This window comes from Pseudomonas sp. GL_090, assembly GCF_057837765.1.
The window spans coordinates 3,480,498-3,507,225 of the sequence record NZ_CM174452.1 but is presented as its reverse complement, the minus strand read 5'-3'; the positions used below and the strand labels follow the sequence as shown (position 1 = coordinate 3,507,225).

The 26,728-nt window shown below is 62.0% G+C and carries 18 protein-coding genes; 5 read left to right on the top strand and 13 right to left on the bottom strand.

Annotated features, from left to right (window positions below; all coding sequences use genetic code 11):
* Positions 1 to 67: 67 nt before the first annotated feature.
* The 13 genes from AC3ITA_RS15625 to AC3ITA_RS15565 form a co-directional block, all read right to left on the bottom strand.
* On the bottom strand, positions 68 to 2,428 hold the full coding sequence (locus AC3ITA_RS15625; protein WP_150672920.1) for a tetratricopeptide repeat protein: 2,361 nt from the start codon (positions 2,426 to 2,428) through the stop codon (positions 68 to 70).
* 210 nt (positions 2,429 to 2,638) lie between these two features.
* Positions 2,639 to 5,152 carry a fused MFS/spermidine synthase gene (locus AC3ITA_RS15620; RefSeq protein ID WP_150672919.1) on the bottom strand — a complete coding sequence of 838 codons (2,514 nt, stop codon included), beginning with the start codon at positions 5,150 to 5,152 and terminating at the stop codon, positions 2,639 to 2,641.
* Positions 5,153 to 5,333: 181 nt separating this feature from the next.
* Positions 5,334 to 6,908 carry an arylsulfatase gene (locus AC3ITA_RS15615; RefSeq protein ID WP_414928803.1) on the bottom strand — a complete coding sequence of 525 codons (1,575 nt, stop codon included), beginning with the start codon at positions 6,906 to 6,908 and terminating at the stop codon, positions 5,334 to 5,336.
* A 73-nt stretch (positions 6,909 to 6,981) separates the two neighbouring features.
* Complete coding sequence (locus AC3ITA_RS15610) at positions 6,982 to 8,010, bottom strand: HAD family hydrolase (protein WP_489277745.1); 1,029 nt, start codon at positions 8,008 to 8,010, stop codon at positions 6,982 to 6,984.
* Entirely contained in the window at positions 8,007 to 9,434 is a 1,428-nt protein-coding gene (locus AC3ITA_RS15605; protein WP_489277743.1) for a BatD family protein, read from the bottom strand. Before AC3ITA_RS15605 ends, AC3ITA_RS15610 begins: the two co-directional genes overlap by 4 nt.
* A complete protein-coding gene (locus AC3ITA_RS15600) occupies positions 9,431 to 11,011 on the bottom strand; it encodes a VWA domain-containing protein (protein WP_489277741.1) in 1,581 nt (526 codons plus the stop codon). The genes AC3ITA_RS15605 and AC3ITA_RS15600 overlap by 4 nt, the downstream gene beginning before the upstream one ends.
* A gap of 1 nt (position 11,012) precedes the next feature.
* Positions 11,013 to 12,005, bottom strand: a complete 993-nt coding sequence (locus AC3ITA_RS15595) for a vWA domain-containing protein (RefSeq protein ID WP_414928800.1) — start codon at positions 12,003 to 12,005, stop codon at positions 11,013 to 11,015.
* The gene (locus AC3ITA_RS15590; protein ID WP_489277739.1) at positions 11,992 to 12,576 is read right to left on the bottom strand and encodes a DUF4381 domain-containing protein; all 585 of its coding nucleotides are present in this window, start codon (positions 12,574 to 12,576) and stop codon (positions 11,992 to 11,994) included. The genes AC3ITA_RS15595 and AC3ITA_RS15590 overlap by 14 nt, the downstream gene beginning before the upstream one ends.
* Positions 12,573 to 13,517 (bottom strand): DUF58 domain-containing protein, encoded by a 945-nt coding sequence (locus tag AC3ITA_RS15585; RefSeq protein WP_371918282.1) that lies wholly within the window; start codon positions 13,515 to 13,517, stop codon positions 12,573 to 12,575. The genes AC3ITA_RS15590 and AC3ITA_RS15585 overlap by 4 nt, the downstream gene beginning before the upstream one ends.
* The gene (locus AC3ITA_RS15580) at positions 13,517 to 14,497 is read right to left on the bottom strand and encodes an AAA family ATPase (protein WP_489277737.1); all 981 of its coding nucleotides are present in this window, start codon (positions 14,495 to 14,497) and stop codon (positions 13,517 to 13,519) included. Before AC3ITA_RS15580 ends, AC3ITA_RS15585 begins: the two co-directional genes overlap by 1 nt.
* Before the next feature lie 8 nt (positions 14,498 to 14,505).
* Complete coding sequence (locus AC3ITA_RS15575) at positions 14,506 to 15,456, bottom strand: SphA family protein (RefSeq protein ID WP_489277735.1); 951 nt, start codon at positions 15,454 to 15,456, stop codon at positions 14,506 to 14,508.
* A 12-nt stretch (positions 15,457 to 15,468) separates the two neighbouring features.
* Positions 15,469 to 15,789 carry a hypothetical protein gene (locus AC3ITA_RS15570; protein ID WP_141250055.1) on the bottom strand — a complete coding sequence of 107 codons (321 nt, stop codon included), beginning with the start codon at positions 15,787 to 15,789 and terminating at the stop codon, positions 15,469 to 15,471.
* Positions 15,790 to 16,155: 366 nt separating this feature from the next.
* Positions 16,156 to 16,581 (bottom strand): YciI family protein, encoded by a 426-nt coding sequence (locus tag AC3ITA_RS15565; protein WP_095944775.1) that lies wholly within the window; start codon positions 16,579 to 16,581, stop codon positions 16,156 to 16,158.
* A gap of 410 nt (positions 16,582 to 16,991) precedes the next feature.
* Between AC3ITA_RS15565 and tpx the strand changes: the two genes are divergently transcribed.
* The 5 genes from tpx (at position 16,992) to AC3ITA_RS15540 (ending at position 26,669) form a co-directional block, all read left to right on the top strand.
* Positions 16,992 to 17,492, top strand: a complete 501-nt coding sequence (tpx, locus tag AC3ITA_RS15560; protein WP_414928794.1) for a thiol peroxidase — start codon at positions 16,992 to 16,994, stop codon at positions 17,490 to 17,492.
* A gap of 177 nt (positions 17,493 to 17,669) precedes the next feature.
* Entirely contained in the window at positions 17,670 to 18,986 is a 1,317-nt protein-coding gene (locus tag AC3ITA_RS15555; RefSeq protein ID WP_095944773.1) for an MdtA/MuxA family multidrug efflux RND transporter periplasmic adaptor subunit, read from the top strand.
* A complete protein-coding gene (locus AC3ITA_RS15550) occupies positions 18,983 to 22,087 on the top strand; it encodes an MdtB/MuxB family multidrug efflux RND transporter permease subunit (RefSeq protein ID WP_489277732.1) in 3,105 nt (1,034 codons plus the stop codon). The genes AC3ITA_RS15555 and AC3ITA_RS15550 overlap by 4 nt, the downstream gene beginning before the upstream one ends.
* On the top strand, positions 22,084 to 25,191 hold the full coding sequence (locus AC3ITA_RS15545) for an efflux RND transporter permease subunit (RefSeq protein ID WP_489277730.1): 3,108 nt from the start codon (positions 22,084 to 22,086) through the stop codon (positions 25,189 to 25,191). The genes AC3ITA_RS15550 and AC3ITA_RS15545 overlap by 4 nt, the downstream gene beginning before the upstream one ends.
* Entirely contained in the window at positions 25,188 to 26,669 is a 1,482-nt protein-coding gene (locus tag AC3ITA_RS15540) for an efflux transporter outer membrane subunit (RefSeq protein WP_150672908.1), read from the top strand. The genes AC3ITA_RS15545 and AC3ITA_RS15540 overlap by 4 nt, the downstream gene beginning before the upstream one ends.
* Positions 26,670 to 26,728: the final 59 nt, after the last annotated feature.

Genomic DNA, 26,728 nt, shown 5'->3' with positions numbered 1-26,728 from the left:
CCTGCTCGCGAAGACGTCAGTAATGCCGAAACAAAACTCAGGTCAGACAGACCTTTGAGCCCCGGTTTCATTTCAACGCCGGATCCCCCCTGTTCATTTTCTTCCAGCCCTGCAACAGCACCTGCGCCTTGGGCTCCTGCCCGTTGTCCAGGTAGTACTGGATCAACGACAAGCGGGCATTGCGGTTCGCCGGTTGTTCTTTCAACAGCCGTTCCAGTTCTGCGCACGCCTGGTCAATCTTGCCGCTGTCATGCAGGGCCACCGCCAGCACATAGCCGAACTGTCCGCTCTGTGGTTCCAGTTGCGCGGCCTTGCGCAGGTACGGCAAGGCTTGAGCGGCCTGGCCCGCACGAATCAGCGCCAGGCCCTGGGTGTGTTGCAGCAGACCTGAGTCGGGGTGGTCCTTGAGGCTTTGCGCCAGCAGGGCATGAGCTTCCTGACGGCGACCGTTGGCCTCCAGCCATTGCACCAGGGTGACCAGCGCCGGGTAGAAGTCCGGATCGCGCTGCAGGGCGGTACGCAGCAACGCTTCGACTTCCGCGCTGCGGCCATCAGCCTGATAGAGCATGGCCAGGTTCAGGTTGGCCTCGGCGCGCTCGGCCAGACTTTTTTGCACCGCCTCGTACTCGGCGATGGCGGCATTCCAGCTGTCCTGGGCGGTGCCCAGGCCATTGCGTGCCACGCTGAGCAGGTCCCGGGCGACGGCGATGCGTACAGCCCGCACCGGGTCTCTCAGCAACGGCGTCAGCAATGGCGCGCGCTCCGCTGGCGGCAGGAAGGCGCTGACCGCTCGCACCGCGCTCTCGCGGACTTGCGGCGCCGGGTTACCCAAGTCCTTGGTGGCCAGTTTCAACGCCTGTTCGCTCGGGTATGCCGGCAGCTCGGCCAGCAGTGTCGCCCGCTGAATCGCCGGCAGGTTGCTGCGTTGCAGTTGCTCGAACAATGCCTCGCCAGCGCCGGCCTGACCATTGCGAATCAACCACAGGCTTTCGTCGTAGCGCGGGGCCTGTACCACGCTGGCGTTGGCGGTGTTCCACAGCTTGAACTGCTCGGTGACCTTGTCGCCGGCCTTGCCTTGGTGGCAGGTCAGGCAGGCGTCAGGCGTCCCCAGTTTTTTCGCCCGCTCGGGGTTGGGAATACTGAAACTGTGGTCATGCCGCAAGTCGTTGCCCATGTAGAACTTGCCGGGCATGTGGCAATCCACGCACTGCGAACCCGGTTGGCCCAGGGTGTGGCGAGTGTGTTCGATGGAGTCGTAGTTTTTCGCTTGCAGGCCCTTGCCGTCGACACCTTCCACAGTGGTTTTGCCGGCGGTGTTGTGGCATTGCAGGCACACTCCGTTGCCAGGCGCTTTCAGCTGAGTGCTGTGGGGGTTGTGGCAGTCGCTGCAACGCACGCCCTTGTCGAACATTTTGCTCTGGGCAAAGGAGCCGTGTTCGAACACTTCATCCTTGATCTTGCCGTCCAGCGCGTACAACTCGCGGGTCAGGACGCTCGGCAGGTAGTCGTCCATCAGCCGCTTGCCGACCGTGTAGCCATCGTCCAGCGGCGCACGACGCGAGTGGCAGCGGGCGCAGGTTTCGATTTCGACGGTGGCGTTCTTGTCCTTGAGATCGACGGCAAAGCCGGCATGGATCAGGTCGGTTTTCTTCGCGGCCCATTCCAGGTGACTGGACGCCGGGCCATGGCAGGCCTGACAGCCGACACCGAGGCTGTTCCAGTGGCTGTCGAAGGTGTTTTTCGCCGTATCGAAATTGCGCTTGTAGCCGGTGGTGTGGCACTCGACGCACATGAAGTTGGCGTTCTGGCTCGGCTTGCTCCAGTGCAGCGGGTTCTTGAAGGTGACGCCCTGGCCCGGATAGAGGTGAAACCAGCGGTGCTTCTCGGTATCCCAAGCCACCGCAAGAGCCTGCAAGCGGCCTTCGCCGACCTCGATCAGGTATTGCTGCAAGGGGGCGATGCCAAAGGTGTAGGCCACTTTGAAATCGGCATTCTTGCCATCGATTCCCGGCGTGTTGACCCAGAATTCGTCGCCTTTGCGCGAGAACACCGTGGTCTCTTTCTCGGCCTTGAAGGTGACGTTGTTGAAGTCGCCGAGCAGGGTGTCCGCGTTGGCTTGCTGCATCGCCAGTTGGTGATGGGAGCCTTGCCAGTCCTTGACCTGCTCGCCGTGGCAGCCCTGGCATTGTTGCTCATCGACCATTTTCGCAGGCGCGGCAGCGACCGGTTGCGGTTTGGCCGGTTGCACGGCAGGGGCGCTGACGGGAACTGACTTGAGCGGCGTCGGTGTACCGCCCAGCAAAAACCAGCCAATACCCGCCACTGCCAGCAGCAGGATGCCGATGGTGACAGGGAACAGGTAACGGTTGATCAGGGTCGGTTGCGAATCAGGGTTTGGGATTGCAGCTTTATTTTTATGGTTCGGCATTACGACTTCCATGGTCCAGGTGCGATTGCCTTGCGGCGCGCGATGAAGCTCGATTCAGCTTTGCCGGATGGTCGGCGTCTGTCAAATGGCAGATGCTGTGAAGCTGATGTCCCCATCGCGAGCAAGCTCGCTCCCACACTGGATCTGTGAGCGCCACAAGTCCCCTGTGGGAGCGAGCCTGCTCGGGATGGCGGCCGCCAAGGCGCCCAATCACTCCCCGACAAACCACCGGTAATACGGATTCCCGGAATCCCAACGCATCACCTCGCGCATATCCCTGGCCCAGGCGTCACGGTCGCCGTCGTAGGCATGCAGGCTCGCCCGATAGAACTGCATCAGGCGTTGTTGCTGGGTGTTCATGCGCTCGATGAACCCGGCGTCGGCGTTCAACACGGCTGGCGGCTGGTGCAGGTCGAGCAGGGCGGGCAACACGCGGCTGATCTCTTTCGACCGAACCCAGGGCGCGTATTCGATCCTGGGCTGATCGTCCGTCACCGGTTGCGCATCGCCAGCGAAGCGTTCGAGCCCTCCACGGTCAGTCACCCAGGTGGCGAGCAACGCCGCGGCCGAACCGACGCCGACATCCTGCAAGGTGCCGCGAACACTGTCTTGCTGGAAGCGTGCGTTGATCTTTGCCACATCCAGTTCAATCGGCTCCATCGAACCCACCAGCAGCATCTCGTGGAATTCGCTGGTCCACAGGGTCGCGTACGGGTACACGTCGAGGAAGCTGCGCACCAGTGAGCGCGAGTCGTCGATGTTCTGCGTCGGTAGCGGCAGCCATTGGGCGACCAGGCCTTGTTTGTGCAACCGGCTGGCGGCCAGTTGGTAGAAGTCCCGGGAATACAGGTTGACCACGCCGGCAGCAGAAGGCGGTGGTGGCTCGAGGGTGATCAGGTCGTAGCGCTGCGGATTGCGCAGCAGTTCCTGACGCCCGTCACGCAAGCGCACATCGACCCCCGGATCGGTCGCGGCATTGAAATTGCCCTTGAACAAGGGGGCCGCCTTGACCACCGAAGGCAGCAGTTCGGCGACCACGCGATGTTCCAGACCGGGGTAGCGGGTCAGGGCACCCGCGGTGATACCGGTACCGAACCCGATCACCAGTGCCGAACGCGGCTCACCGTTGTGAATCAACAGGGGCAACAGCGCCTGGATCCGCATGTAGCGCAGGGACGGCATGGCGTCGCCGGTATTGGACACGCCCTGAATGTACAAGCGCTGGAACGCTCTTTCGCCCTTGCCCTGGGTGACCACGGCGACGGTTCCGCCACGGCCTTCTTCGTAGAACGTCAGCGTACCATTGCGCGCCCCCGGCAGCAGGCTGGCCAGCTTGTTGACCGGCGTGAACACGGCAAGTGCCAGCGACACCAGGCCGATGGCAACCACTGCCTGGCGTCGGCCTTTTTTCACGCCATGGCCCTTGCGTACGGCGAGGTAGGCGATACCGGCGGCGATCATCGCCAGCAGTCCAAGGGTTCGCACCAGACCGAGCATCGGGATCAGGACAAAGCCGCAGAGCATCACCCCGATGATCCCGCCAAGGGTATTGAATGCGACGACTTCGCCGACGTTGCGCCCCACCCGTTCGCCGCCGACACTCAAGCGCAGGGCCAAGGGGAACGCCGCACCGAGCAACAGGGTCGGTACAAACACGATGCTCAAGGCGGCCACCGCAAACCGCGTGCTCATGCCCGCCAGCTCACTGCCGCCCAATGACAATACCCAGGATTCGACCAGGGTCTGGGCGAGCACCAGCCAGCGTCCGAGCAACGCCACTTCCAGCAAGGCAATCGCTCCGGCTGCGGCAATCAGCAAACCGAACACCCCCCAGGGATCGCGCAGACGATCGACTCGACGGGCCAGCAGCATGCTGCCCAGGAACAACCCGGTGAGGTAAGTCGCCAGCACCACCGCAAAGGCGTAGGTGCGGGTGCTCATGAATTGCACGATCGATTGTGACCACACCACTTCGTAGCCCAGGGCCACGCCACCGGCAATGGAGTACAGCCACAGGGCCAGGCGGTCGGGGTTTTTTTCAGTGTGATGTTTCACCGGGGCATCGACGGTTGCCACGCGCCGGCGCTGAAACCACAAGGCTCCCGCGGCGGCCAGAAGGTTCAGCATGGCGGCGGCCAGTGCGCTGCCGCGCACGCCGAGGGTGGCGATCAGCACGAACGCGGCGAGCAGGGTGCCGGCAATGGCCCCGGCGGTGTTCGCCGCATACAGTTGCCCGCCGGCCTTGCCCAGGTGTTGCGGGTCAGTGGCCAGGGAGCGAACCAGCACCGGCAAGGTGCCACCCATCAACAGCGCGGGAATGCCCACCAGCGCGAACGGCAGCACCCAGGCCAGCAAACCTACGTGTGCTTCCAGCCAGGCAAAGGGGCTGGCCGCCAGACTCATGGCAAAGGTCGCGGCGACGCCGAGTACCGCCACCAGCACTTCCAGCCCGGCGTAGAGCACAACCGGTTGCTGCATCCGGTCCGCCCAGCGGCCGAACAGCAAGCCGCCCAGGGCCAGCCCGGCAAAGAACGCGCTGATCCCGGTGGTGATGGCATAGACCTCGACGCCCACCACCAGCGACAGCTGCTTGATCCACAGCACCTGGTACACCAGCGCGGCGGCGCCGGAGACAAACAGAAGCAGGGCGGGGATCAACAGCGCCGGGGAGGCGACTTGAGGGGCAGGTATGGCCGACGACTTGCTGGCGACACGTGAGGTCATTGCGGATTGCCTTGTTCCAATTCGAAATAGCCTGTGACCGCACCGGCCCTTCGCGAGTAGGCTCGCACACATTTGCAATGCTGCCCCTGTGGGAGCGAGCCTGCTCGCGAATGAAGTCGATGCGGTCCCGGATCGAAAATAAGTCCGCTCGCCAATGAGGGCGAGCGGCGGTCCAGCGGTCTTACTGTGCAGCTTTCATTTTTTCAGCGATTTTGGCGTCTACCGCAGCACGGATCTGGTCGATGCTGAAGCTCGCCGGTTTCTGGCTAGGCGGGTATTCGATGAAGGTTTGCAGGAACGCCGCCGACTTGCCAACTGCTTGCGCAGTCAGGTAGACGTTCTTGGTTTGCCAATCGTAGTACTGGTCAGAAACAATGTCGGCTCGCTCATACGGGTCCATCCGCAGATTGAAGGTCTTCGGTACGCGCAAGCATACGAATGGTTCGCTCCAGACCTTGAAACCGCCCGGTGCGCGCTGTTCGCAGAACACGGCTTTCCAGTTGCCGAAGCGCATCGAAACCAGCACGCCGTCATCGTTGAAGTAGTAAAACTCCTTGCGCTCACCCTTTGGCGCCTGGCCAGTCAGGTAAGGCAGTTGGTTGTAGCCGTCCAGGTGCACCTTGAAGTTGGTGCCACCGGAAGTCGGCGCCCAGCCCTTGAGCAGCTTGTTTTTCACATCGGTTTCGCCCGCTGCGGCGAGCAGCGTGGGGAACCAGTCCATGCCCGAGAACATCTCGTTGGACACTTCACCGGCCTTGATCTTGCCCGGCCAGCGGACCATAGCCGGCACTCGGTAGGCACCTTCCCAGTTGGAGTTCTTCTCGTTACGGAACGGCGTGGTCGCCGCGTCCGGCCAGGAGAACTGGTTCGGGCCGTTGTCGGTGGTGTAGACGACGATGGTGTTGTCGGTGATTTTCAGGTCATCGAGGGTTTTCAGCAGTTTGCCGACGTCGCCGTCGTGCTCGAGCATGCCATCGGCGTAATCGTTGCCGGGCATGCCGCTCTGGCCCTTCATCGATTCACGCACGTGGGTGAACAAGTGCATGCGGGTGGTGTTCATCCAGACGAAGAACGGCTTGTCCGCCTTGGCCTGTTTCTCGATGAACGCTTGCGCGGCGGCGGTGGTTTCGTCGTCGATGGTTTCCATGCGCTTGGTGTTCAGCGGGCCGGTGTCCTCGATTTTCCCATCGGCAAAGCTGTGGATCACACCGCGCGGCGAGTAGGCCTTGACGAACGCGGGGTCGTCCTTGGGCCAGTACGGACGCTCAGGCTCTTCTTCGGCGTTGAGGTGGTACAGGTTGCCGAAGAATTCGTCGAAACCGTGGTTGGTCGGCAGGTATTCATCCTTGTCGCCCAGGTGGTTCTTGCCGAACTGGCCGGTCGCGTAGCCCTGGGACTTGAGTGCCTGGGCGATGGTGATGTCACGCTTTTGCAAACCGACCGGTGCGCCAGGCACGCCAACTTTCGATAGCCCGGTACGCAGTGGCGTCTGCCCGGTGATGAAGGAAGACCGTCCTGCGGTGCAGCTGTTCTCCGCATAGTAGTCGGTGAACATCATGCCTTCTTTGGCGATGCGGTCGATGTTCGGGGTCTTGTAGCCGACCACGCCCATGGAATAGGCGCTGACGTTGGTCTGGCCGATATCGTCGCCGAAGATCACCAGGATGTTGGGTTTGTCAGCGGCATTCGCCGCCATTGCCATGACCGTTGTCGCCATCAGGGCGAGTTTCGGTATCCACTTACGTATGCGAGTCATCTGACTGGCTCCTTATGCTCACTTGCGTCGCGTACAGCGACAAACGTTTATTGCGGTCCTGCATGACGTCTTTTTATTGCGCTTGCTCGGGAGTGGCGGCATCGAACGGGTAGATCCGACGCCATTCGGAGGCCATGTCGACGACCGTCCAGCCGCGTTTGTTTGCTTCGTCCAGGGCCTTGTCCAGACGACCGATCTGCGACTGCCGGTCGTAAGCCCATTCACGTTTGGCGTCGGTGTGATGCACCAGGTCCATGAAGCGTTTGCCGGGACCGGCGGCGGTCCACTGGAGCATTTGCAGGTCGCCGTCGGAGTTGCCGAAGGCGAGGATTGGCCGACGACCGATCACCGCATCGATGCTGACCGGTTTGCCCGGGCCATCGTCGTTGTGGGCCAGTTTCGGTGTGCGCAGGATCGACGCCTTGCCATCCTTGTAATCAAAGGTGGTCACGAAGGTCGTGCCGATCACCTGTTCGGGCGGAACGCCATAGACCTTCTCGGCGAAGGCGCGCATGAACCCGGTGTCGCCGCCGGAGACGATGTAGGTCTTGAAGTCCTTGCCGCGCAGGTAGTCGAGCATCTCCAGCATCGGCTGGAAGATCATCTCGGTATAGGGCTTGCCGGTTTTCGGATGGCGGGCCTGGCTCAGCCAGGTCTTGGCGTAGTCATCGAAGGCTTCGGTGGTCATCCCGGTGTGGGTGGCACCGAAAATTTTCATCATGCCTTCAAGGCCACTGGCAGCCAGGGCCTTGTGATCGTTTTCCAGCACGGCCTGGAAGGGCTGGGTGGTTTTCCATTCCGGGTGCTGCGATGCGGTGCGCTTGACTTCCTCGAGGGCGAACAGCAACTCGAAGTACATCGGTTGCTCGCTCCACAGGGTGCCGTCGTTGTCGAACACGGCAATGCGGTCCTCGGGCTTGACGAAGTCCTTGCTGTTTTGATCGGTGACCGTCTGCACGAACTCGATGATCTGCTTTTTCGACGGCCCGTCGTTCCAGGAGGGCAGCGGCTCGGCCGCCTGCACCAGCAGCGGCAGGCTCAAGGCCAGGGTCAGCAGGAAACTGAATGCGCGATGATGGCGTTGAGATATCGAATTCGTCATGGCAAGTCCTTGTCGTGAACAGGATTGAGTGGATGCAGTGCGCAAGAGACTGATTCTCTGTTGCGTCCGGCCTGACTATGCAGCGTAGACAAGGATTCCCCGATTTGGCGAAGTGCCTGTTCTTTGTCCGGTTCGCGGCCATAACAGGCCCGCAGGAAGGTTTGCAGGCGCGGGCCGAGGCCGGTCAGTTTCAGGCCGTGGTAGCTGCGTCGGGTCCACAGGTACAGGGCGCTGAGTTGCGCCGGATTGCCTTCGATCTGCGCCGGGATCTGCCGCCACGCGTAGTCGGCGGACTCGAGCCAAGCGTTGTGCCGGGCGTGGCGTCGGGCTTGCCACTTGAGGTGCGCGCGGTGCACGAGCGGGCGACTGAACCAACCGAGTGCCACCACCGCCAAAACCAGTGCCAATACCCCGAACCAGCGTCCGGTAAGGTGCAGGCGATTCTGCTGGCCGAGTTTTTTCAGGTCTTCGGTAATCGAAAACACCGGTTTGTAAGCGCTGCTGGCGGCCGCGTCGAAGGTTACGGCAGGCACTGTGGCCGTGCGGGTTTGCTGGCTGCTGGCATCCCACCATTTCAGTTCAACGGATGGCAGGCGGTAGTGGCCTTCGGTGTCGATTCGATAAGTCACGCTGTCGATGCGCTGCCCGCCATTGAAATTGCCCCGACCGTCATCCAGATTGTGGATTTGCGGAGTTTTCGGGTAGCGGCTCAGGCCCTTGATATCGTCCAGTGCCGGTGTCGGCAGTGACATGGCCAGGGCACCGTCGGCCTGCAAGGTCAGTTCCCGGGTGATGCTGTCGCCGACCTTGAGCGGCGTGGCCGAGTGGGTGGTCTTCTGGGTAAAACGCAGCCCTTGGGCCACCAGCACTGCCTCGCCGGGCTGGAACCCCGGTGGTTGCGCGGCGTTGAAATGCAAAGGCTGGCTTTGGGCGCTGAGTGCGTGGCTGGCCTGGCCCGGTGTGGCGTGTACCGTCAGTGCCGGAATGTCGAAGCCCTGGGCCTGGTTCGGGGTGATCAGGTAGCTGTAGCGCATGCCGCTGAAGGATTGGCCTTCGATGGTCTGATTGATGTGCTCGGCATGGCCGTCCGGTGGCATCACCAAGGCGCCGGGCAGTTTCAGGTCGGGCAGGGTGGGGGCGCTGGTGAACCAGGCGTCGGTGAAGACATCGAGTTGCAACCTGACCAGGCTGCCGACCATGACGGGGGTGGCGGGTTGCAGGGTGGCCTGTACCTTCAACTGCGGGTCGGCAGCGAATGTGTTGAGGCTGACCAGGCCAATGAGCAGGGCGCCGAGTGTTGTGGTGATTGATCTGGCGCCTTCGCGAGCAGGCTCGCTCCTACATTTGATCCTGGCGCACCGCAAATCCTCTGTAGGAGCGAGCCTGCTCGCGATGGCAGCGACTCGGTCTTGAAGGCTGATCATGGTTTAGCCCCCGCCTGATCCTGCAGACTGAATTTCTGCTTGAGGAATTTCGCCGGCGATGTGGTGAGGTTCTGCAACCATTGCTCATCCGAGGCCGCTTGCTGGGTCTCCACCTTTTTGCTTTGGCCTTTACCCGGCGCCTTGTCCATCTTGATTTCGTCGGGTTTGACCTCTGGCGTGTTTTTCTCGGCGCTTTCAGTGTCCTTGTCCAAGGCTATGGCCAACGCCAGGTTGGCCGAAGCTTGCGGGAACTGCGGTTGCAATTTCAACGCCTGGGTATAGGACGCGATGGCCTGATCGAACTTGAACCGACGCACGTAGATGTTGCCCAGGTAGAAATACGCCTGCGGTGTATCGAGCCGCGCGAAGCTGGCCAGTGCCAGGTCGAAATCGGCCGCGTTATAGGCGGCCACGCCTTTCCAGTACGGATCGACGAACAGCGCCGCCGCCTGAGGGTAGTGCTCATGTTCGAAAGCCCAGCGACCTTGCTGGTCGCGGGTGAAAAAGGCATCGGTCAGCGCGTTGGCCTGGGCCGGCGCCGGTTGCAGGCCCAGGCCCACCGCCAGCAGCAGTGCGGCCATCCAGTTCAGGCTCCAGCCCCTGCGTACGCTGAAAAAGGCGATCAGCAACAGCGGCCAGCACAGCCAGTAACCGGCGTCCTTCCAGTGCAGTTCGCGCTGTTCGTCACTGGCTGACTGGAAATGCTGCTCGGCGTGCAATTCGATCCAGTCCAGGTCGTCATCGTTGAGGGTCAGGCTGCCCAGCGGCGCATCCATCGCCGAGGCCAGCTGCTTGAGGGCGTCCTGATCGAAGCTGCCCATTTGCGGGCGACCGTTGCTGTCGATGCGTGGCTGGCCGTCGGCATCGCGGATGATCCCGCCGTCGCTGCTGCCAGCCGCCAGTATCAACACCTGCAGCGCACTGTTTGCCAGTTGCTTGTCCAGACCGTTCAACGCCGAGGTGTCGGCGCCATCGGTGATCAGCAGCAGGGTGCCGGGTGTTTTCTCGGCGGCGAGCAGGCGCTTGGCCTGATCGATGACCGCGCTGACATTTTTCCCCGGTTTGTTGATCAGGTCGGTGCTCAGGGCCTGAATGAACGTATCGAGCAGCGCCGGGTCGTCGGTGGCGGGCAATACCAGATGCGCGCTGCCGGCGTAGGCAATCAGGGCATTGCGTGAACCAGCGCGGCGCTGGATCAGGTCGTGGAGCTTGTGCTTGACCGCTTCCAGGCGACTGGGTGGAACATCGCCGGCGTCCATGGAGGGTGACAGGTCGATGGCGATGATCAGCGGCGCACGGTTTTCCAGAAAGTCCGGCCGGTCCTGCTCCCAGGTCGGCCCGGCGGCGGCGATGGCGCCCAGCACCAGCAGCGCACACACCAGATGCACCGGACGCAGGCGTTGCCGGTCTTGCGGGGTGATCAGCAGATGCGGCAGCAGGTGCGCGGCGATGTTGCTGCGCAAGCGCCGTTGCAGGTCCTGGTTGCGCCGCCACAGCAATGGCAGCAATGCGCCGAACACTGCGAGCAGCAGCCACAGGGGGCGCAGGAAATGGAAGTCGCTGAGGTTGATGTCCATGTCAGGCCTCCTGCCGTTGACGGGTGAGCATCAGCCGTGGAAGCAGCAGGGCGCCCAGGTGATAAAGCGCGAGCAGGGCGATGGACGCGCCCAGCGGCCACCAGAACAGATCGCGTTTGGGCTGGTGGCTGAGGGTTTTCACCTGATGCGGAGTCAGTTTGTCGAGGGTGCTGTAGACCTGATCCAGGGCATTGCGGTCTTCGGCGCGGAAGAAGCGTCCGCCCGTGGCTTGGGCAATGTCCTGCAAGCCTTGCAGGTTGACCTTGGCTTCGCCCTCGGCATTCGGCTCGCCGATGCCGATGGTGTGAATCACCACGCCTTTGGCCGCGGCCATGGCGGCCGCATGATCCGGGGTGATGGCGCTGCTGGTGTCGTTACCGTCGGTGAGCAGGATCAGCACTTTTTCCTGCTCGTGGGCCTGGTCCAGCAGTTTCAGGCTCAGGCCGATGGCGTCGCCGATGGCCGTGTTGGGGCCGGCCATGCCGATGCCGGTGTCGTCCAGCAGCAGAGACAGGCTGGCGTGGTCGAGGGTCAACGGCGCCTGCGGATAGGCACCTGTGCCGAACACGATCAGTCCGATTCGATCGTCTTTACGTTTGTCGATGAACCCGTGCACCACTTCCTTGACCGCGGCCAGGCGATCGATCTTTTGACCGTTGGCGTCGGTGAAATCGGTGGTTTCCATCGACTGGGAAATGTCGATGGCCAACATCAGGTCCCGCACCGGCTGCTGGCGTTCGATGGGTTTTTCCACGAGCACCGGCCTGCTCGCCGCCACCAGCAACAGCGTCCAGACCAGCAGGTTCAGGAGCAATTGCCAGCGGTTGCCGCGGGTGCCAGCCTGGCTCGGTGCCTGGCCGACGGCACGGCTCATCGCCCCGAAAAACGGTACACGCACAGCGCTGCGCGCCTCGCGGTAATCGGGCAAGTAGCGATAGCCGAACCACGGCAGCGGCAGCAGGATCAGCAACCAGGGGTAATCAAGCTGCCACATGATGACGCTCCACCCAGGTTTTGCAGGTGCTGAACAGCTGCTGGCGCTGCTCGTTGGGCATGGCCCGCAATGTGGCGTCGGGGGCGTAGGCCAGCAGCGAGAGTTGTTGGCAGAAGTCGGATGGCAGGGGTTGTTCAATGTGGCGCTGCAAAAACACCTGCCAGTCCTCGTTCCCCAACGCCGCAGGAAGTCCCTGTGGGAGCGAGCCTGCTCGCGAATGCGTCGTATCAGACGCCATCGACGTTGAATGTAGGGCCCTCTTCGCGAGCAGGCTCGCTCCCACAGGTTTCGCGTTAGGCATAGAGATCGCGACCCGCTTGAGCAGTTCGGGAAGCTCGCGCAATGCGCTCAGGTCATTGCTGCGCTGTTGCAGTTCCTCCAGGCGCACCAACGCCTCGCGCCGATAGCGATCGCGCCGCCATTGGCAGTAGCGCCGCGCGCCTATTACTGCCAGCGTAACGATCAATAGCGCCAGCAACGCCCACCAACCCCAGGTTTGCGGTGCATAACTGACCGGCGCCGGCAGTGCCATTTCCTTGAGTTGGTCGATGCTCGGGATAGCGGGGTTCATCGGCGCCCTCCGGCAAACTTGCCGAGTTCGGCGCGCAGTTGTTCGTGGGCTTCTGTCGCCGTGCTGAACATCATCAACGGCACCTGGCTGCGGCGCAGCAGGGTAGCGACGTCCTTGAGGCGTCCGCTGAGGAAATCCCCGAGCGGCTGATGCACTTGCTGCCGATCCACCGCCAGTTCCACCTGCAATTGCCCTTGGGTGATCAGCAAACGACCGTTTTTCGGCAGGTTCAGCGCCAGCGGGTCGTACACCTGCATGGCAATCACATCGTTGTGGGCCGCCAGTTGTCGCATCAGTTGCAAGGTGCGTTCGCCGGCCCCGGCGAAGTCGCTGACGATGCAGATCAGGTGATCGTGACCGGCCACCGCCAGGCAATGCTGCAGGACCTTGTCGAGCTGGTCTTCGCCTTCGGCGTCCGGGTTGGCCGCATTGAGTGCCTGGTTCTGCCGGGCGATGCGGCTGCACAGCGCTTCGATCCGTTTGCGGCTGCGCAGCGGGGCGATGCTGTCGATGCGTTGATCGTTGAAGACCAGTCCACCGACGCGGTCGCCGGCGTTGAACACCATCCACGCCGCCAGGGCGCCGAGTTCTGCGGCGACGGCGGATTTGAAGCTGCGTTGCGAGCCAAAGAACATCGACATGCGCTGGTCTACGAGGATCAGCGCCGGGCGGTCGCGCTCTTCGGTGAATGTCCGTACCACCGGTTTGCCGGTGCGCAGGGACGCGCGCCAGTCGAGATGACGCAAATCGTCTCCCGGCTGATAGCGGCGCAGTTCATCGAAGTTCAGGCCCCGGCCACGCAAACGCGAGGCGTGGTTGCCGGCCAGGATGCTGCCCTGGGGCTGACGCGCCAGAAAACTCAGGTCACGGGCCTTGAACTCCAGGGCCATCAATTGCGCCAGAGAGACATACACCAGCCCGTCCGCGCTGTTCATGGACATCAGGCCGGAATCGCCACTTTATCGAGCAGGCGGTCGAGCACCTGATCGGCGCTCACACCATCGGCCACCGCGTCGTAGCTCAGTTGCAGACGATGGCGCAGCACCGGGTGCACCATGGCGCGCACGTTGTCAGGCGATACGAAATCCTGGCCCTGCAACCAGGCGTCGGCCCGGGCACAACGGTCCAGGCCGATGCCGCCGCGCGGACTGGCGCCGATGCTGATCCAGCGCCCGAGGTCGGCGTCGTAATCGGTCGGGTGGCGAGTGGCGTTGATCAGGTCGATCAGGTAGCGGTCGATGGCCGGGGAGACGTGCACGGCGCTGACTTCACGGCGCGCGGCGAACACCACGTCCTGAGACAAGGAGAAGCCCTGCACGGCGGCAGTTTTGGCGCCGAGGGCCTGTTCTTCTTCGCGCAGCAGGCGCAGCACCTGGCTTTCGTTTTCCGCGCTCGGATAATCGAGTAGCACCTTCATCAGGAAGCGGTCCATCTGCGCTTCCGGCAGCGGATACGTGCCTTCCTGTTCGATCGGGTTCTGGGTGGCGACCACGATGAACAGGTCCGGCAGCGCATGGCTGTTGCCGGCCACGGTGATCTGGCGTTCTTCCATGGCTTCGAGCAACGCTGCCTGGACCTTGGCCGGCGCACGGTTGATTTCGTCGGCGAGGATCAGGTTGCCGAACAGCGGGCCTGGCTGGAAGCGGATTTCGTTCTTGCCCTCGACCTGATGCAGCACCTCGGCACCGGTGATGTCCGACGGCAGCAAGTCCGGGGTGAACTGGATGCGGCTCATCTTCGCGTCCAGGTGTCTGGCCAGTGACTTGACCGTGCGGGTCTTGGCCAGGTCGGGCAGGCTTTCTAGGAGCAAATGCCCGTTGGCCAGCAAGCCGACGAGCATCTGCCGGATTACCTGGTCCTGGCCGAGCACCGCTTCGGCGATGCTCGCTTGCAGGGCGTTGAGGTCGTTGAGTGCGCTCATGGGTTCTCCTAGAAAAACGCCAGGGTCATGTTGACGCTGATTCCATTGCCTTCAGGGCGGTTCTTGGTGTCGAACTCCGGCACCCAGCGCGCGTTGAAGTTGGCCTGGGCGTCGGCGAATTTGCCGGTCCAGCCAACTGTCGGGCCGGCGCCCACGGAACGACCGCGGAAACCGCTGTCGGCACCGGCCCCCGAGTCATCAGTAACTTGCTGGATGTAACCGGCGGCGATACCGGCGTTCCAGCCGTTGCCAAAGCCGTGGGTCCATAACGCATCGAGGGTGTAGATGTTGCCGTTGCGATAATCGGTGGCATCGTTCTCGGTGTAGAACTCCAGGCCGCTCGACAGCGTGAATTCGCCGCCCTTGCCGTCCAGATGAGTGAACGCCACGGTCGGCATGAAGGTGTAATTGTTCTGCCCGGGGTTGGCCAGGCGATCGTCGTTGTAGGCGCCGGTGGGCACGTAGATCGGCAGCGAGAACGATATGTGATTGAGTTCGTCGAAGTGATAGCCGGCGGCAATCGGCGTCACCAGCATGTCGGCGAACTGCGTGCCAGTGTCGGAAGAGCCTAGTGTTCTGCCTCGGGGACCGGTGATGTTGGCCGTGATGTCGGTGTACTGCACCGGAACGCCAACGGCCGATGCATAGTTCCAGCGACCCTTGCCGGTGTCCCAGACATGGGTGAAGTTGGCCATGGTGTAGGAAACCTTCATGTCCAGCCCGGTACTGGTGGCCCCCACCAAAGGCACCTGGGCGTTGCCCTTGAGGTCGCCGTCGTACCAGATGCTGGTCAGGGACATGACCCAGCCGGGTTCCGGCGGCACGATCCCGGCATTGGAGAACACTTGCTGGCCGGTGATCGGCCGTCCGACACCACCTTCAGCCGCCAGTACCAACGGGCTGCCGCTGACCATGCACAGCGCCAACAACAGGGGGCGCACTACGAGAGGCCTGATCATGACTGACTCCACTTATTGTTTTTGATTGACGGGGTTCAACAGCGGCATTTTCCATTCGCCGTTGCTGACTTGCGGTTTTGGCAAATACCAGCGTTCATGGATAGCTGTTTTATGGCCTGGGCGGGTTAGTGCGGCGATTGCTCGGCGAACACATCGAGCGCGTGGTGCGTACGCAAACCGGATGGAATGGAGCACAGAAAAGGAGGGCGTATCAGTCGAGAGCCTTGCGGCGTGCGACAGGTTGGACGGGGTGTTGGGGTGTGCCCGGGTATAAAGGCAAGGCGTATGCAGACTCACCAAAAAAAAGGCGCGCATCTCCATATTTTTCGACATGATTCCCCCGATTCCCTAGTGGCTCATTGGATACTCGGCCTTATTTTTGGCCGTTACTCCGTAATCCCTTTCTGAACGAGCCGTAGGACGCGTCAGATAGAGTTAAGCATCTAAATATGAGTTAGCCAGTCGAATGAGTTAATTCTTTCGTTTTGTGTGCAGGTTCTCGTTGTTTTTTTGTGTACTAAGAAGTTAATACGAAACAAGGGGTTGCCGTCTGAAGGTGATCTGTCGGGGGAGGATGGTGGCTAGGGGGTGTAGGCAATATCCCGCAGGGACAGAGCGTGCTTGCGACTGAGGTTTGCAACCAGTAAACAGGGGCGACTGATCGGCACTATCCCGAGCAGGCTCGCCCCAGCCGGGGATTCAGTTTTTCTTCGCCTGCTCCCACACACGCTCTTCCTGCTCGCGCAGTTCCGGCGTGAACTCGGCACCAAAATCTTCGGCTTCAAACACCTGACGAATCTCGATCTCGGCCTCGGTGCCCGGCATCGGGTTGGGGCAGCGCTTGACCCATTCGATGGCTTCTTCTTTGGACTTCACTTTCCACAACCAGAAACCGGCGATCAGTTCCTTGGTTTCGATGAAGGGGCCGTCGATTACCGTATGTTTGTCACCGGAAAATTTTACCCGTGCGCCCTTGCTGCTCGGGTGCAGGCCTTCGCCCGCGAGCATGATGCCGGCCTTGACCAGTTCCTCGTTGTAGTTGCCCATGGCCGTCAGCAGTTCCTGGCTGGGCATGACGCCGGCTTCGGAATCCTGGCTGGCCTTGATGATGATCATGAATCGCATGGTGTCGTCTCCGTTGCAGTTGAGTGGCTCGATTTATAGTCGAACGACGGTGGAGCAATTCGACAGAGTGTTAACAAAAGTTTTCGCCGATGACGTGTCACGTGCCTTTCGTCATGAACATCGGGTGGCGGCGGGTGAGGGCGTACTCTGTACTTTTGCCGACTTGTTCGGCTAACAGACAAACCCTGTGGGAGCGAGCTTGCTCGCGATGGCGTCAGATCAGTCGCCCGCGATGTTGAATGACATTGCGCTTTCGCGAGCAGGCTCGCTGCCACGGGTCTGTGGGTTGTATCCAGTTTTGTATCTTGTTACATGACAATTCATGTTTGGCCATAGGTCGCAGGACAATTTCATGGTTAACTTCGGCCTCGTCAAAATTCTCCACCACAACGTTCAGAAGGACTCCGTTCATGGCTCAAGTCACCCTTAAAGGCAACCCGGTTCAAGTCAACGGCCAACTGCCACAAGCCGGTTCCAAGGCGCCAGCCTTTTCCCTGGTTGCCGGCAATCTGTCCGACGTCACCCTGAAAGACTTTGCCGGCAAGCGCAAAGTGCTGAACATCTTCCCAAGCGTTGATACCCCGACCTGCGCCACCTCGGTGCGCAAGTTCAACGCCCAGGCCAGCGACGTGGCCAACACTGTCGTACTGTGCATCTCCGCTGACCTTCCATTCGCCCAGGCCCGTTTCTGCGGCGCCGAAGGCCTGGAAAACGTACAGAACCTGTCGACCCTGCGCGGTGCCGAGTTCATCCAGGACTACGGCGTTGCCATCGCCGACGGCCCGCTCAAAGGCCTGACCGCCCGTGCCGTGGTGGTTCTGGACGAGAACGACAACGTGCTGCACAGCGAGCTGGTTGGCGAAATCGCTGACGAACCGAATTACGAAGCAGCCCTTGCCGTATTGAAGTAAGTAAAGCTTTACAATTGTTAACGGCCTGGCTCTGTCCAGGCCGTTTTCATTTGTGTTTCAGTGTCTTGGATAAATCTCCTGCTACGTAAGCCAAAGGTAAATTGCCGGTAAAGGCGCTTTGCTTAAAACCCGCCAGTGCTTATCGTTCAGCCTCATGTAAAAAAGCCCACGCGCCCAATGGTTGATCACTCAATGCAATCCTCCGCTTCCCGTAGTCCCCGTCGCTGGCTGTTCGGCCTGCTTGTCCTGTTGGTCATCGCTGGCTTGTGCTGGAAGTTCTGGCCCGGCAGCGCTGCACCCAAAGAGGCTGCGGGGCAGAAAGCCGTCGCCGGGCAAACCGGCAGGTCAGGCGGAATGCGACCTGGATTCGGTGGCGCGTCCGGACCGGTACCGGTGCGAGTGGCGCCGGCGGTCAAGGGGGATTTCCCGCTTTATTTCAAGGCGCTGGGCACGGTCACGGCGCTGAATACCATCAATGTCCGCAGCCGCGTCGGCGGTGAGCTGGTCAAGATCCATTTCGAAGAAGGGCAGATGGTCAAGGCCGGCGACCTGCTGGCCGAAATCGACCCGCGCCCTTACCAGAACGCCTTGCTTCAGGCCGAAGGCACTTTGCTGCAGAATCAGGCGCAGCTGAAAAACGCCCAGGTCGACGTCGAGCGCTATCGCGGCCTGTACCGCGAAGACAGTATTGCCAAGCAGACCCTGGACACCGCCGAAGCGTTGGTTGGTCAGTTCCAGGGCACGGTCAAGACCAATCAGGCGGCGGTCAACGACGCCAAACTCAATCTCGAATTCACCAGGATCCGCGCACCGATCACCGGTCGCGTCGGCCTGCGTCAACTGGACGTCGGTAACCTGGTAGCCGCCAACGACACCACCGCCTTGGCGATCATCACCCAGACCCAACCGATCAGCGTGGCTTTCACCCTCCCGGAAAACAGCCTCGACACCGTTCTGGCCCGTTATCGCAGCGGCGCCAAGTTGCCGGCTGAAGCCTGGGATCGCGGTGATACCAAATTGCAAGCCACTGGCGTGCTGCAGAGTCTGGACAACCAGATCGACGTGACCACCGGCACCCTGAAATTCAAGGCCCGTTATGAGAACCGCGATCAGTCGCTGTTCCCCAACCAGTTCGTCAATGTGCGCCTGCTGGCCGATACCCTCAAAGATGTAGTACTGGTGCCTTCGGCCGCGATCCAGTTCGGTACCAACGGTACGTTCGCCTATGCCCTGGACGGTGACAAGAAGGTCAAGATCCGTCAGTTGAAAGTCGGCGCCAGTGACGGCGTGAACACTGTGGTCACCGAAGGCCTGTCGGCGGGCGACCGGGTCGTGTTGGAGGGCACCGACCGCCTGAAGGACGGCAGCGACGTGGAGGTGGTCAATGACAGCCAGGACGTGCCGACCACGCCAACCGAACACCTGCAAGGCAAGTCAGCGGTCAACGCGGCTGAGCCTGCGACCACTGACAAGGCGAAAAAGGGCGGCGCATGAATCTCTCGCGGCTGTTCATCCTTCGCCCGGTAGCCACCACGCTGAGCATGCTGGCCATTATCCTGGCCGGCGTCATCGCCTATCGTCTGCTGCCGGTGTCGGCGTTGCCCCAGGTTGATTACCCGACCATTCGCGTCATGACCCTGTACCCCGGCGCCAGCCCGGATGTCATGACCAGCGCGGTGACCGCACCGCTTGAGCGGCAGTTCGGGCAAATGCCCGGCCTGACGCAAATGGCTTCTACCAGTTCGGGCGGGGCGTCGGTGCTGACCCTGCGGTTCAGCCTCGACATCAACATGGACGTGGCCGAACAGCAGGTGCAGGCAGCGATCAACGCCGCGACCAACCTGTTGCCCAAGGACCTGCCGGCACCACCGGTGTACAACAAGGTCAACCCGGCCGACACGCCGGTGCTGACCCTGGCCATCACCTCCAAGACCATGCTGCTGCCCAAGCTCAATGACCTGGTCGATACGCGCATGGCGCAGAAGATTGCGCAGATCAGCGGCGTCGGCATGGTCAGCATTGCCGGCGGCCAGCGCCAGGCCGTGCGGATCAAGGTCAATCCGGAGGCCTTGGCCGCCAATGGTCTGAACCTGTCGGACGTGCGCACCCTGATCGGCGCCTCCAACGTCAACCAGCCCAAGGGCAACTTCGACGGCCCGACCCGGGTCTCGATGCTCGATGCAAACGATCAACTGACGTCGCCCAAGGACTACGCCAACCTGATCCTGGCTTACGCCAATGGCGCACCGCTGCGGCTCAAGGACGTGGCACAAATCGTCGACGGCGCCGAGAACGAGCGCCTCGCTGCGTGGGCCAACGAGAACCAGGCCGTGCTGCTGAACATCCAGCGTCAGCCCGGCGCCAACGTCATCGAGGTGGTGGACCGGATCAAGGCCCTGCTGCCGAGCATCACCGACAACCTGCCGGCCGGCCTCGACGTGGTGGTGCTGACCGACCGCACCCAGACCATCCGCGCCTCGGTCAAGGACGTGCAGCACGAATTGCTGATCGCCATCGCCCTGGTGGTCATGGTCACCTTCCTGTTCCTGCGTCGCGCCAGCGCCACGATCATTCCGTCGGTGGCCGTGCCGCTGTCGCTGATCGGTACGTTCGGCGTGATGTACCTGGCAGGCTTCTCGGTCAACAACCTGACCCTGATGGCCCTGACCATCGCCACCGGTTTCGTGGTGGACGATGCGATCGTCATGCTGGAGAACATTTCCCGATTCATCGAAGAAGGCGACAGCCCTCTGAACGCTGCGCTCAAAGGCGCCAAACAGATCGGTTTCACCCTGATCTCCCTGACGTTGTCGCTGATTGCCGTGCTGATCCCGTTGCTGTTCATGGCGGATGTGGTCGGGCGTTTGTTCCGCGAATTCGCCATCACCCTGGCGGTGGCGATCCTGATTTCCCTGGTGGTGTCCCTGACCCTGACGCCGATGATGTGCGCGCGGTTGCTCAAGCGTGAACCCAAGGAAGCAGAGCAGGGCCGTTTCTACCGTGCCAGCGGCGCGTTCATCGACTGGATGATCGCCGCCTACGGACGCAAGTTGCAGTGGGTGCTCAAGCACCAACCGCTGACCCTGATGGTGGCCATTGGCACTTTGGCGCTGACGGTAATCCTCTACATGGTGGTGCCCAAGGGCTTCTTCCCGGTGCAGGACACCGGCGTCATCCAGGGCATTTCCGAGGCGCCGCAATCGATTTCCTTCACGGCTATGAGCGAGCGCCAGCAGGAACTGGCCAAGGTGATCCTGGCCGACCCGGCGGTCGAGAGCCTGTCTTCCTACATTGGCGTGGATGGCGACAACTCGACGCTCAACAGCGGCCGATTGCTGATCAACCTCAAGTCGCACCACGACCGCGACCTGAGCGCCACGCAAGTGATTGCCCGGCTGCAACCGGAGCTGGACAAGCTGGTGGGCATTCGCCTGTTCATGCAGCCGGTGCAGGACCTGACCATCGAAGACCGGGTCAGTCGCACGCAGTACCAGTTCAGCATGTCGTCACCGGACTCGGCGTTGCTGAGCCTGTGGAGCGGGCGTCTGGTCGAGGCCCTGGCCGACCGGCCGGAATTGACCGACGTCGCCAGCGATTTGCAAGACAAGGGCTTGCAGGTCTACCTGGTGATCGACCGCGATGCGGCGTCGCGGGTTGGGGTGTCGGTGTCGAACATCACCGATGCGTTGTACGACGCCTTTGGTCAGCGGCAGATATCCACGATCTACACCCAGGCCAGTCAGTACCGCGTGGTGCTGCAATCGCAGTCCGGCGAGAAGATCGGCCCGCAGGCGCTGGAGCAGATTCACGTCAAGACCACTGATGGCGGGCAGGTGCGCCTGTCAAGCCTGGCGCACATCGAAGAGCGTCAGGCGCAACTGGCGATCACCCACATCGGCCAGTTCCCGGCGGTGATGATGTCCTTCAACCTGGCGCCCGGCGTGGCCTTGGGGCATGCGGTCGAGATCATCGAGCAGGTGCAGAAGGACATTGGCATGCCGATTGGCGTGCAGACCCAGTTCCAGGGCGCGGCGCAAGCGTTCCAGGCTTCGTTGTCGAGCACCTTGCTGCTGATACTGGCGGCGGTGGTGACCATGTACATCGTGCTGGGCGTGCTCTACGAGAGCTACATCCACCCGATCACCATTCTTTCGACCCTGCCGTCGGCGGCGGTGGGCGCCTTGCTGGCGTTGATCCTGAGCGGCAATGACCTGGGCATGATCGCGATCATCGGCATCATTCTGCTGATCGGCATCGTGAAGAAGAACGCGATCATGATGATCGACTTCGCCCTCGACGCCGAGCGCAACCAGGGCATGGACCCGCAAACGGCGATCTATCAGGCGGCCTTGCTGCGTTTCCGGCCGATCCTGATGACCACCCTGGCCGCGCTGTTCGGTGCCGTGCCATTGATGCTGGCCACCGGTTCCGGCGCGGAACTGCGCCAGCCGCTGGGCTTGGTGATGGTCGGCGGGCTGTTGCTGAGCCAGGTTCTGACGCTGTTCACCACGCCGGTGATCTATCTGTATTTCGACCGTCTCGGTCGGCGCTGGGGCCGCAAGCCTGAGTCCGTGGAAGCGGTAGAGCAACCATGAATCTTTCCGGACCTTTCATCAAGCGCCCGGTCGCGACCATGTTGCTGAGCCTGGCGATCATGCTGCTGGGCGGCGTGAGCTTCGGTTTGCTCCCCGTGTCGCCGCTGCCGCAAATGGACTTTCCGGTGATCGTGGTCCAGGCCAGCCTGCCGGGGGCGAGCCCCGAGGTGATGGCGTCCACCGTGGCCACGCCTCTGGAACGCTCCTTCGGCAGCATTGCCGGGGTCAACACCATGAGCAGCCGCTCCAGCCAGGGTTCGACCCGGGTGATCCTGCAATTCGACCTGGACCGCGACATCAACGGCGCAGCGCGGGAAGTGCAGGCGGCTATCAATGCCTCGCGCACATTGCTACCGAGCGGGATGCGCAGCATGCCGACCTACAAGAAGGTCAACCCGTCCCAGGCGCCGATCATGGTGTTGTCGCTGACCTCGGATGTGCTGGAAAAAGGCCAGCTCTATGACCTGGCCTCGACGATCCTGTCCCAGAGCCTGTCCCAGGTGCAGGGCGTTGGTGAAGTGCAGATCGGCGGCAGTTCGCTGCCGGCGGTACGTATCGAGCTTGAACCGCAGTCGTTGAACCAGTACGGCGTGGCCCTGGACGATGTGCGCAACACCATCGCCAATGCCAACGTGCGCCGGCCCAAGGGGTCGGTGGAAGACGATCAACGGCTGTGGCAGGTCCAGGCCAACGACCAGCTGGAAAAAGCCCGGGACTACGAGTCGCTGATCATCCACTACAACGGCGGCGCGGCCCTGCGCCTGAAGGATGTGGCCAAGGTCAGCGATGGCGTCGAGGACCGCTACAACAGCGGTTTCTTCAACGACGACGCGGCGGTGCTGCTGGTGATCAACCGGCAGGCCGGCGCCAACATCATCGAGACGGTCAACGAGATCAAGGCGCAGTTGCCGGCGTTGCAGGCGGTGCTGCCCGCCAGCGTCAAGCTGAACCTGGCCATGGACCGCTCGCCGGTGATCAAGGCCACGCTGCACGAAGCGGAAATGACCCTGCTGATCGCCGTGGCGCTGGTGATCCTGGTGGTGTTCCTGTTCCTCGGCAACTTCCGCGCCTCGCTGATCCCGACCCTGGCGGTGCCGGTGTCGCTGGTCGGCACCTTTGCCGTGATGTATCTCTATGGCTTTTCGCTGAACAACCTGTCGCTGATGGCGCTGATCCTGGCCACCGGGCTGGTGGTGGACGATGCCATCGTGGTGCTGGAGAACATTTCCCGGCACATCGACGAAGGCGTGCGGCCGATGCAGGCCGCGTACCTGGGTGCCCAGGAAGTCGGTTTTACCTTGTTGTCGATGAACGTATCGCTGGTGGCGGTGTTCCTGTCGATCCTGTTCATGGGCGGGATCATTGAAAGCCTGTTCCGCGAGTTCTCCATCACCCTGGCGGCGGCCATCGTGGTCTCGCTGGTGGTGTCGTTGACCCTGACCCCGATGCTCTGCGCCCGCTGGCTCAAGCCGCACACGCCGGGGCAGGAGAACCGTCTGCAACGCTGGAGCCGACGAACCAACGACTGGATGGTCGGCAAATACGCCACCAGTCTCGACTGGGTGCTGCGCCACAAGCGCCTGACATTGCTCAGTCTGTTTGTGACAATTGGTGTGAACATCGCGCTGTATATCGTTGTTCCTAAAACATTTTTACCGCAGCAGGATACCGGCCAGCTGATCGGTTTCGTGCGCGGCGACGATGGCCTGTCGTTCAGCGTGATGCAGCCGAAGATGGAGATTTTCCGCCGGGCGGTGTTGAAGGATGAGGCGGTAGAAAGCGTCGCCGGGTTCATTGGCGGCAATAACGGCACCAACAACGCCTTCATGCTGGTTCGCCTCAAGCCGATCAAGGAGCGCAGCATTTCGGCGCAGAAAGTCATCGAGCGCCTGCGCAAGGAAATGCCCAAGGTTCCCGGGGCACAACTGATGCTCATGGCGGACCAGGACCTGCAATTCGGTGGCGGTCGCGAGCAGACCACCTCGCAGTACTCGTACATCCTGCAGAGCGGGGATCTGGGGGCATTGCGCGAGTGGTACCCGAAAGTCGTCACCGCGCTCAAGGCCTTGCCGGAACTGACGGCGATCGATGCGCGGGAAGGCCGGGGCGCCCGGCAAGTGACCCTGATCGTCGACCGTGACCAGGCCAAGCGCCTGGGTGTCGACATGGACATGGTCACGGCGGTGCTGAACAACGCCTACAGCCAGCGGCAGATTTCGACCATCTACGACAGCCTCAACCAGTATCAGGTGGTGATGGAGGTCAATCCGAAGTACGCCCAGGACCCGATCACGCTCAAGCAGGTCCAGGTGATCACCGCCGATGGCGCGCGGATCCCGCTGTCGACCATCGCCCATTACGAGAACAGCCTGGAAAACGACCGGGTCAGCCACGAAGGTCAGTTCGCCTCGGAAAGCATTGCCTTCGACATGGCCGAAGGCGTGACCGTGGAGCAGGGCGGTGCCGCCATCGAGCGGGCGATTGCCAAGGTCGGCCTGCCGGAAGACGTGATCGCGAAAATGGCCGGCACCGCCAACGCTTTCGCGGCGACTCAAAAAAGTCAGCCGTGGATGATTCTGGGGGCGCTGGTGGCGGTGTATCTGGTGTTGGGTGTGTTGTATGAAAGCTACATTCACCCGCTGACGATTCTCTCGACCCTGCCGTCGGCCGGGGTCGGCGCATTGCTGTCGATCTATGCGCTGGGTGGCGAGTTCAGTCTGATTTCGTTGCTGGGGCTGTTTCTGCTGATCGGCGTGGTGAAGAAGAACGCGATTCTGATGATCGACCTGGCGTTGCAGCTGGAACGAAACCAGGGCATGGCCCCGCTGGAGTCGATCCGCAGCGCCTGCCTGCAACGTTTGCGACCAATCCTGATGACCACGCTGGCGGCGATCCTCGGTGCCTTGCCGTTGCTGCTCAGCCGCGCCGAAGGGGCGGAAATGCGCCAGCCGCTGGGCCTGACCATCATCGGCGGGCTGATCTTCAGCCAGGTGCTGACGCTTTACACCACCCCGGTGGTTTACCTCTATCTCGACAGACTGCGCCATCGCTTCAATAAATGGCGTGGCGTGCGTACCGATGCTGCCCTGGAAACTCCGCTATGACTGAACGTTCGCTTTTCAACCTGGCTGCGCCGCTGCTCACGGCTCGAGGCTCGCGCCTGTTGAGCCTGTCACTGTGCGTGGCGATGCTCAGTGCCTGCGCCGTCGGCCCGGATTACCAGCGCCCGCAAACCGCGGAACCGGCGCAGTACAAGGCCGCAGAGGGCTGGCGTCAGGCCAATCCGAGCGATGCCCTGGCGCGCGGCGCGTGGTGGGAATTATATGGCGACCGGCAGCTCAACGACCTGATCGAAAAACTCAACAGCGCCAACCAGACCGTCGCCCAGTCCGAAGCGCAGTACCGCCAGGCCCAGGCCTTGGTGCGCAGCGCACGGGGGGCGTTTTTCCCGACGGTGGACCTGAACGTCAGCAAAAACCGTTCAAGCCAGGGCACCGGCAGCAGCAACTCCAGCCTGAGCAGTTCGTCCAGCGGTATTCGCGACACGTACTCGGCCCAGGCGGGCGTCAGTTGGGAGGCGGACGTTTGGGGCAAGCTGCGCCGGGGCCTCGAAGCCGACACCGCGAATGCCCAGGCCAGCTTTGCCGATCTGGCGGCCATGCGCCTGAGCCAACAGTCGGAGCTGGTGCAGAATTACCTGCAATTGCGGGTGATCGATGGCCAGAAACGCCTGCTCCAGGACACGGTCGAGGCTTATCGGCGCTCGTTGAAGATGACCGAAAACCAGTACCGCGCCGGCGTATCGGGCAAGGACGCGGTGGCCCAGGCCCAGACGCAGCTCAAAGGCACCGAAGCCGATATGGTCGACTTGATCTGGCAACGCGCCCAGTTCGAGAACGCCATCGCCGTGCTGATCGGCCTGCCGCCTTCGCAGTTCAGCCTGGCGGAAAGCCAGGACATCCCGCAGTTGCCGCAAGTGCCGCCGGCACTGCCTTCACAGCTGCTGGAGCGTCGCCCGGACATTGCTTCCGCCGAGCGTTCAGTGATGGCCGCCAACGCTAATATCGGCGTGGCCAAGGCCGCCTATTACCCCGACCTGACCCTGAACATGAACGGCGGTTACAGCAGTAGCACCTACGCCAACTGGATCAGTCTGCCGAACCGTTTCTGGTCGGTCGGACCGCAATTGGCCATGACCCTGTTCGACGGCGGCCAGCGCTCGGCGGAAGTCGACCGCAGTGAAGCGGCCTATGACGAAACGGTGGCCAAGTACCGTCAGACCGTGCTGGACGGATTCCGCGAAGTGGAAAACTTCCTGGTGCAGCTCAAGGTGCTTGAGGACGAAGCTGTCGTGCGCCAACAAGCACTGGATGCTGCCCGGGAATCGTTGCGCCTGACCCAGAATCAGTACAAGGCCGGTTTGATCGCGTACATCGATGTGGTGGTGACCCAGGCGGCGGCGCTAAGCAATGAACGCAGCAACCTGGACCTGTTGCAAAGCCGCCTGATCGCCAGCGTGCAGTTGATTGCCGCGTTGGGGGGTGGCTGGGACGGGCAGCTTGAGGTGAGCGATAGCCGATAGCGCAATCCCTGTGGGAGCAAGCTCACCCCCACAGGTTTTGTGCGTTAGAAAGGAGTTAA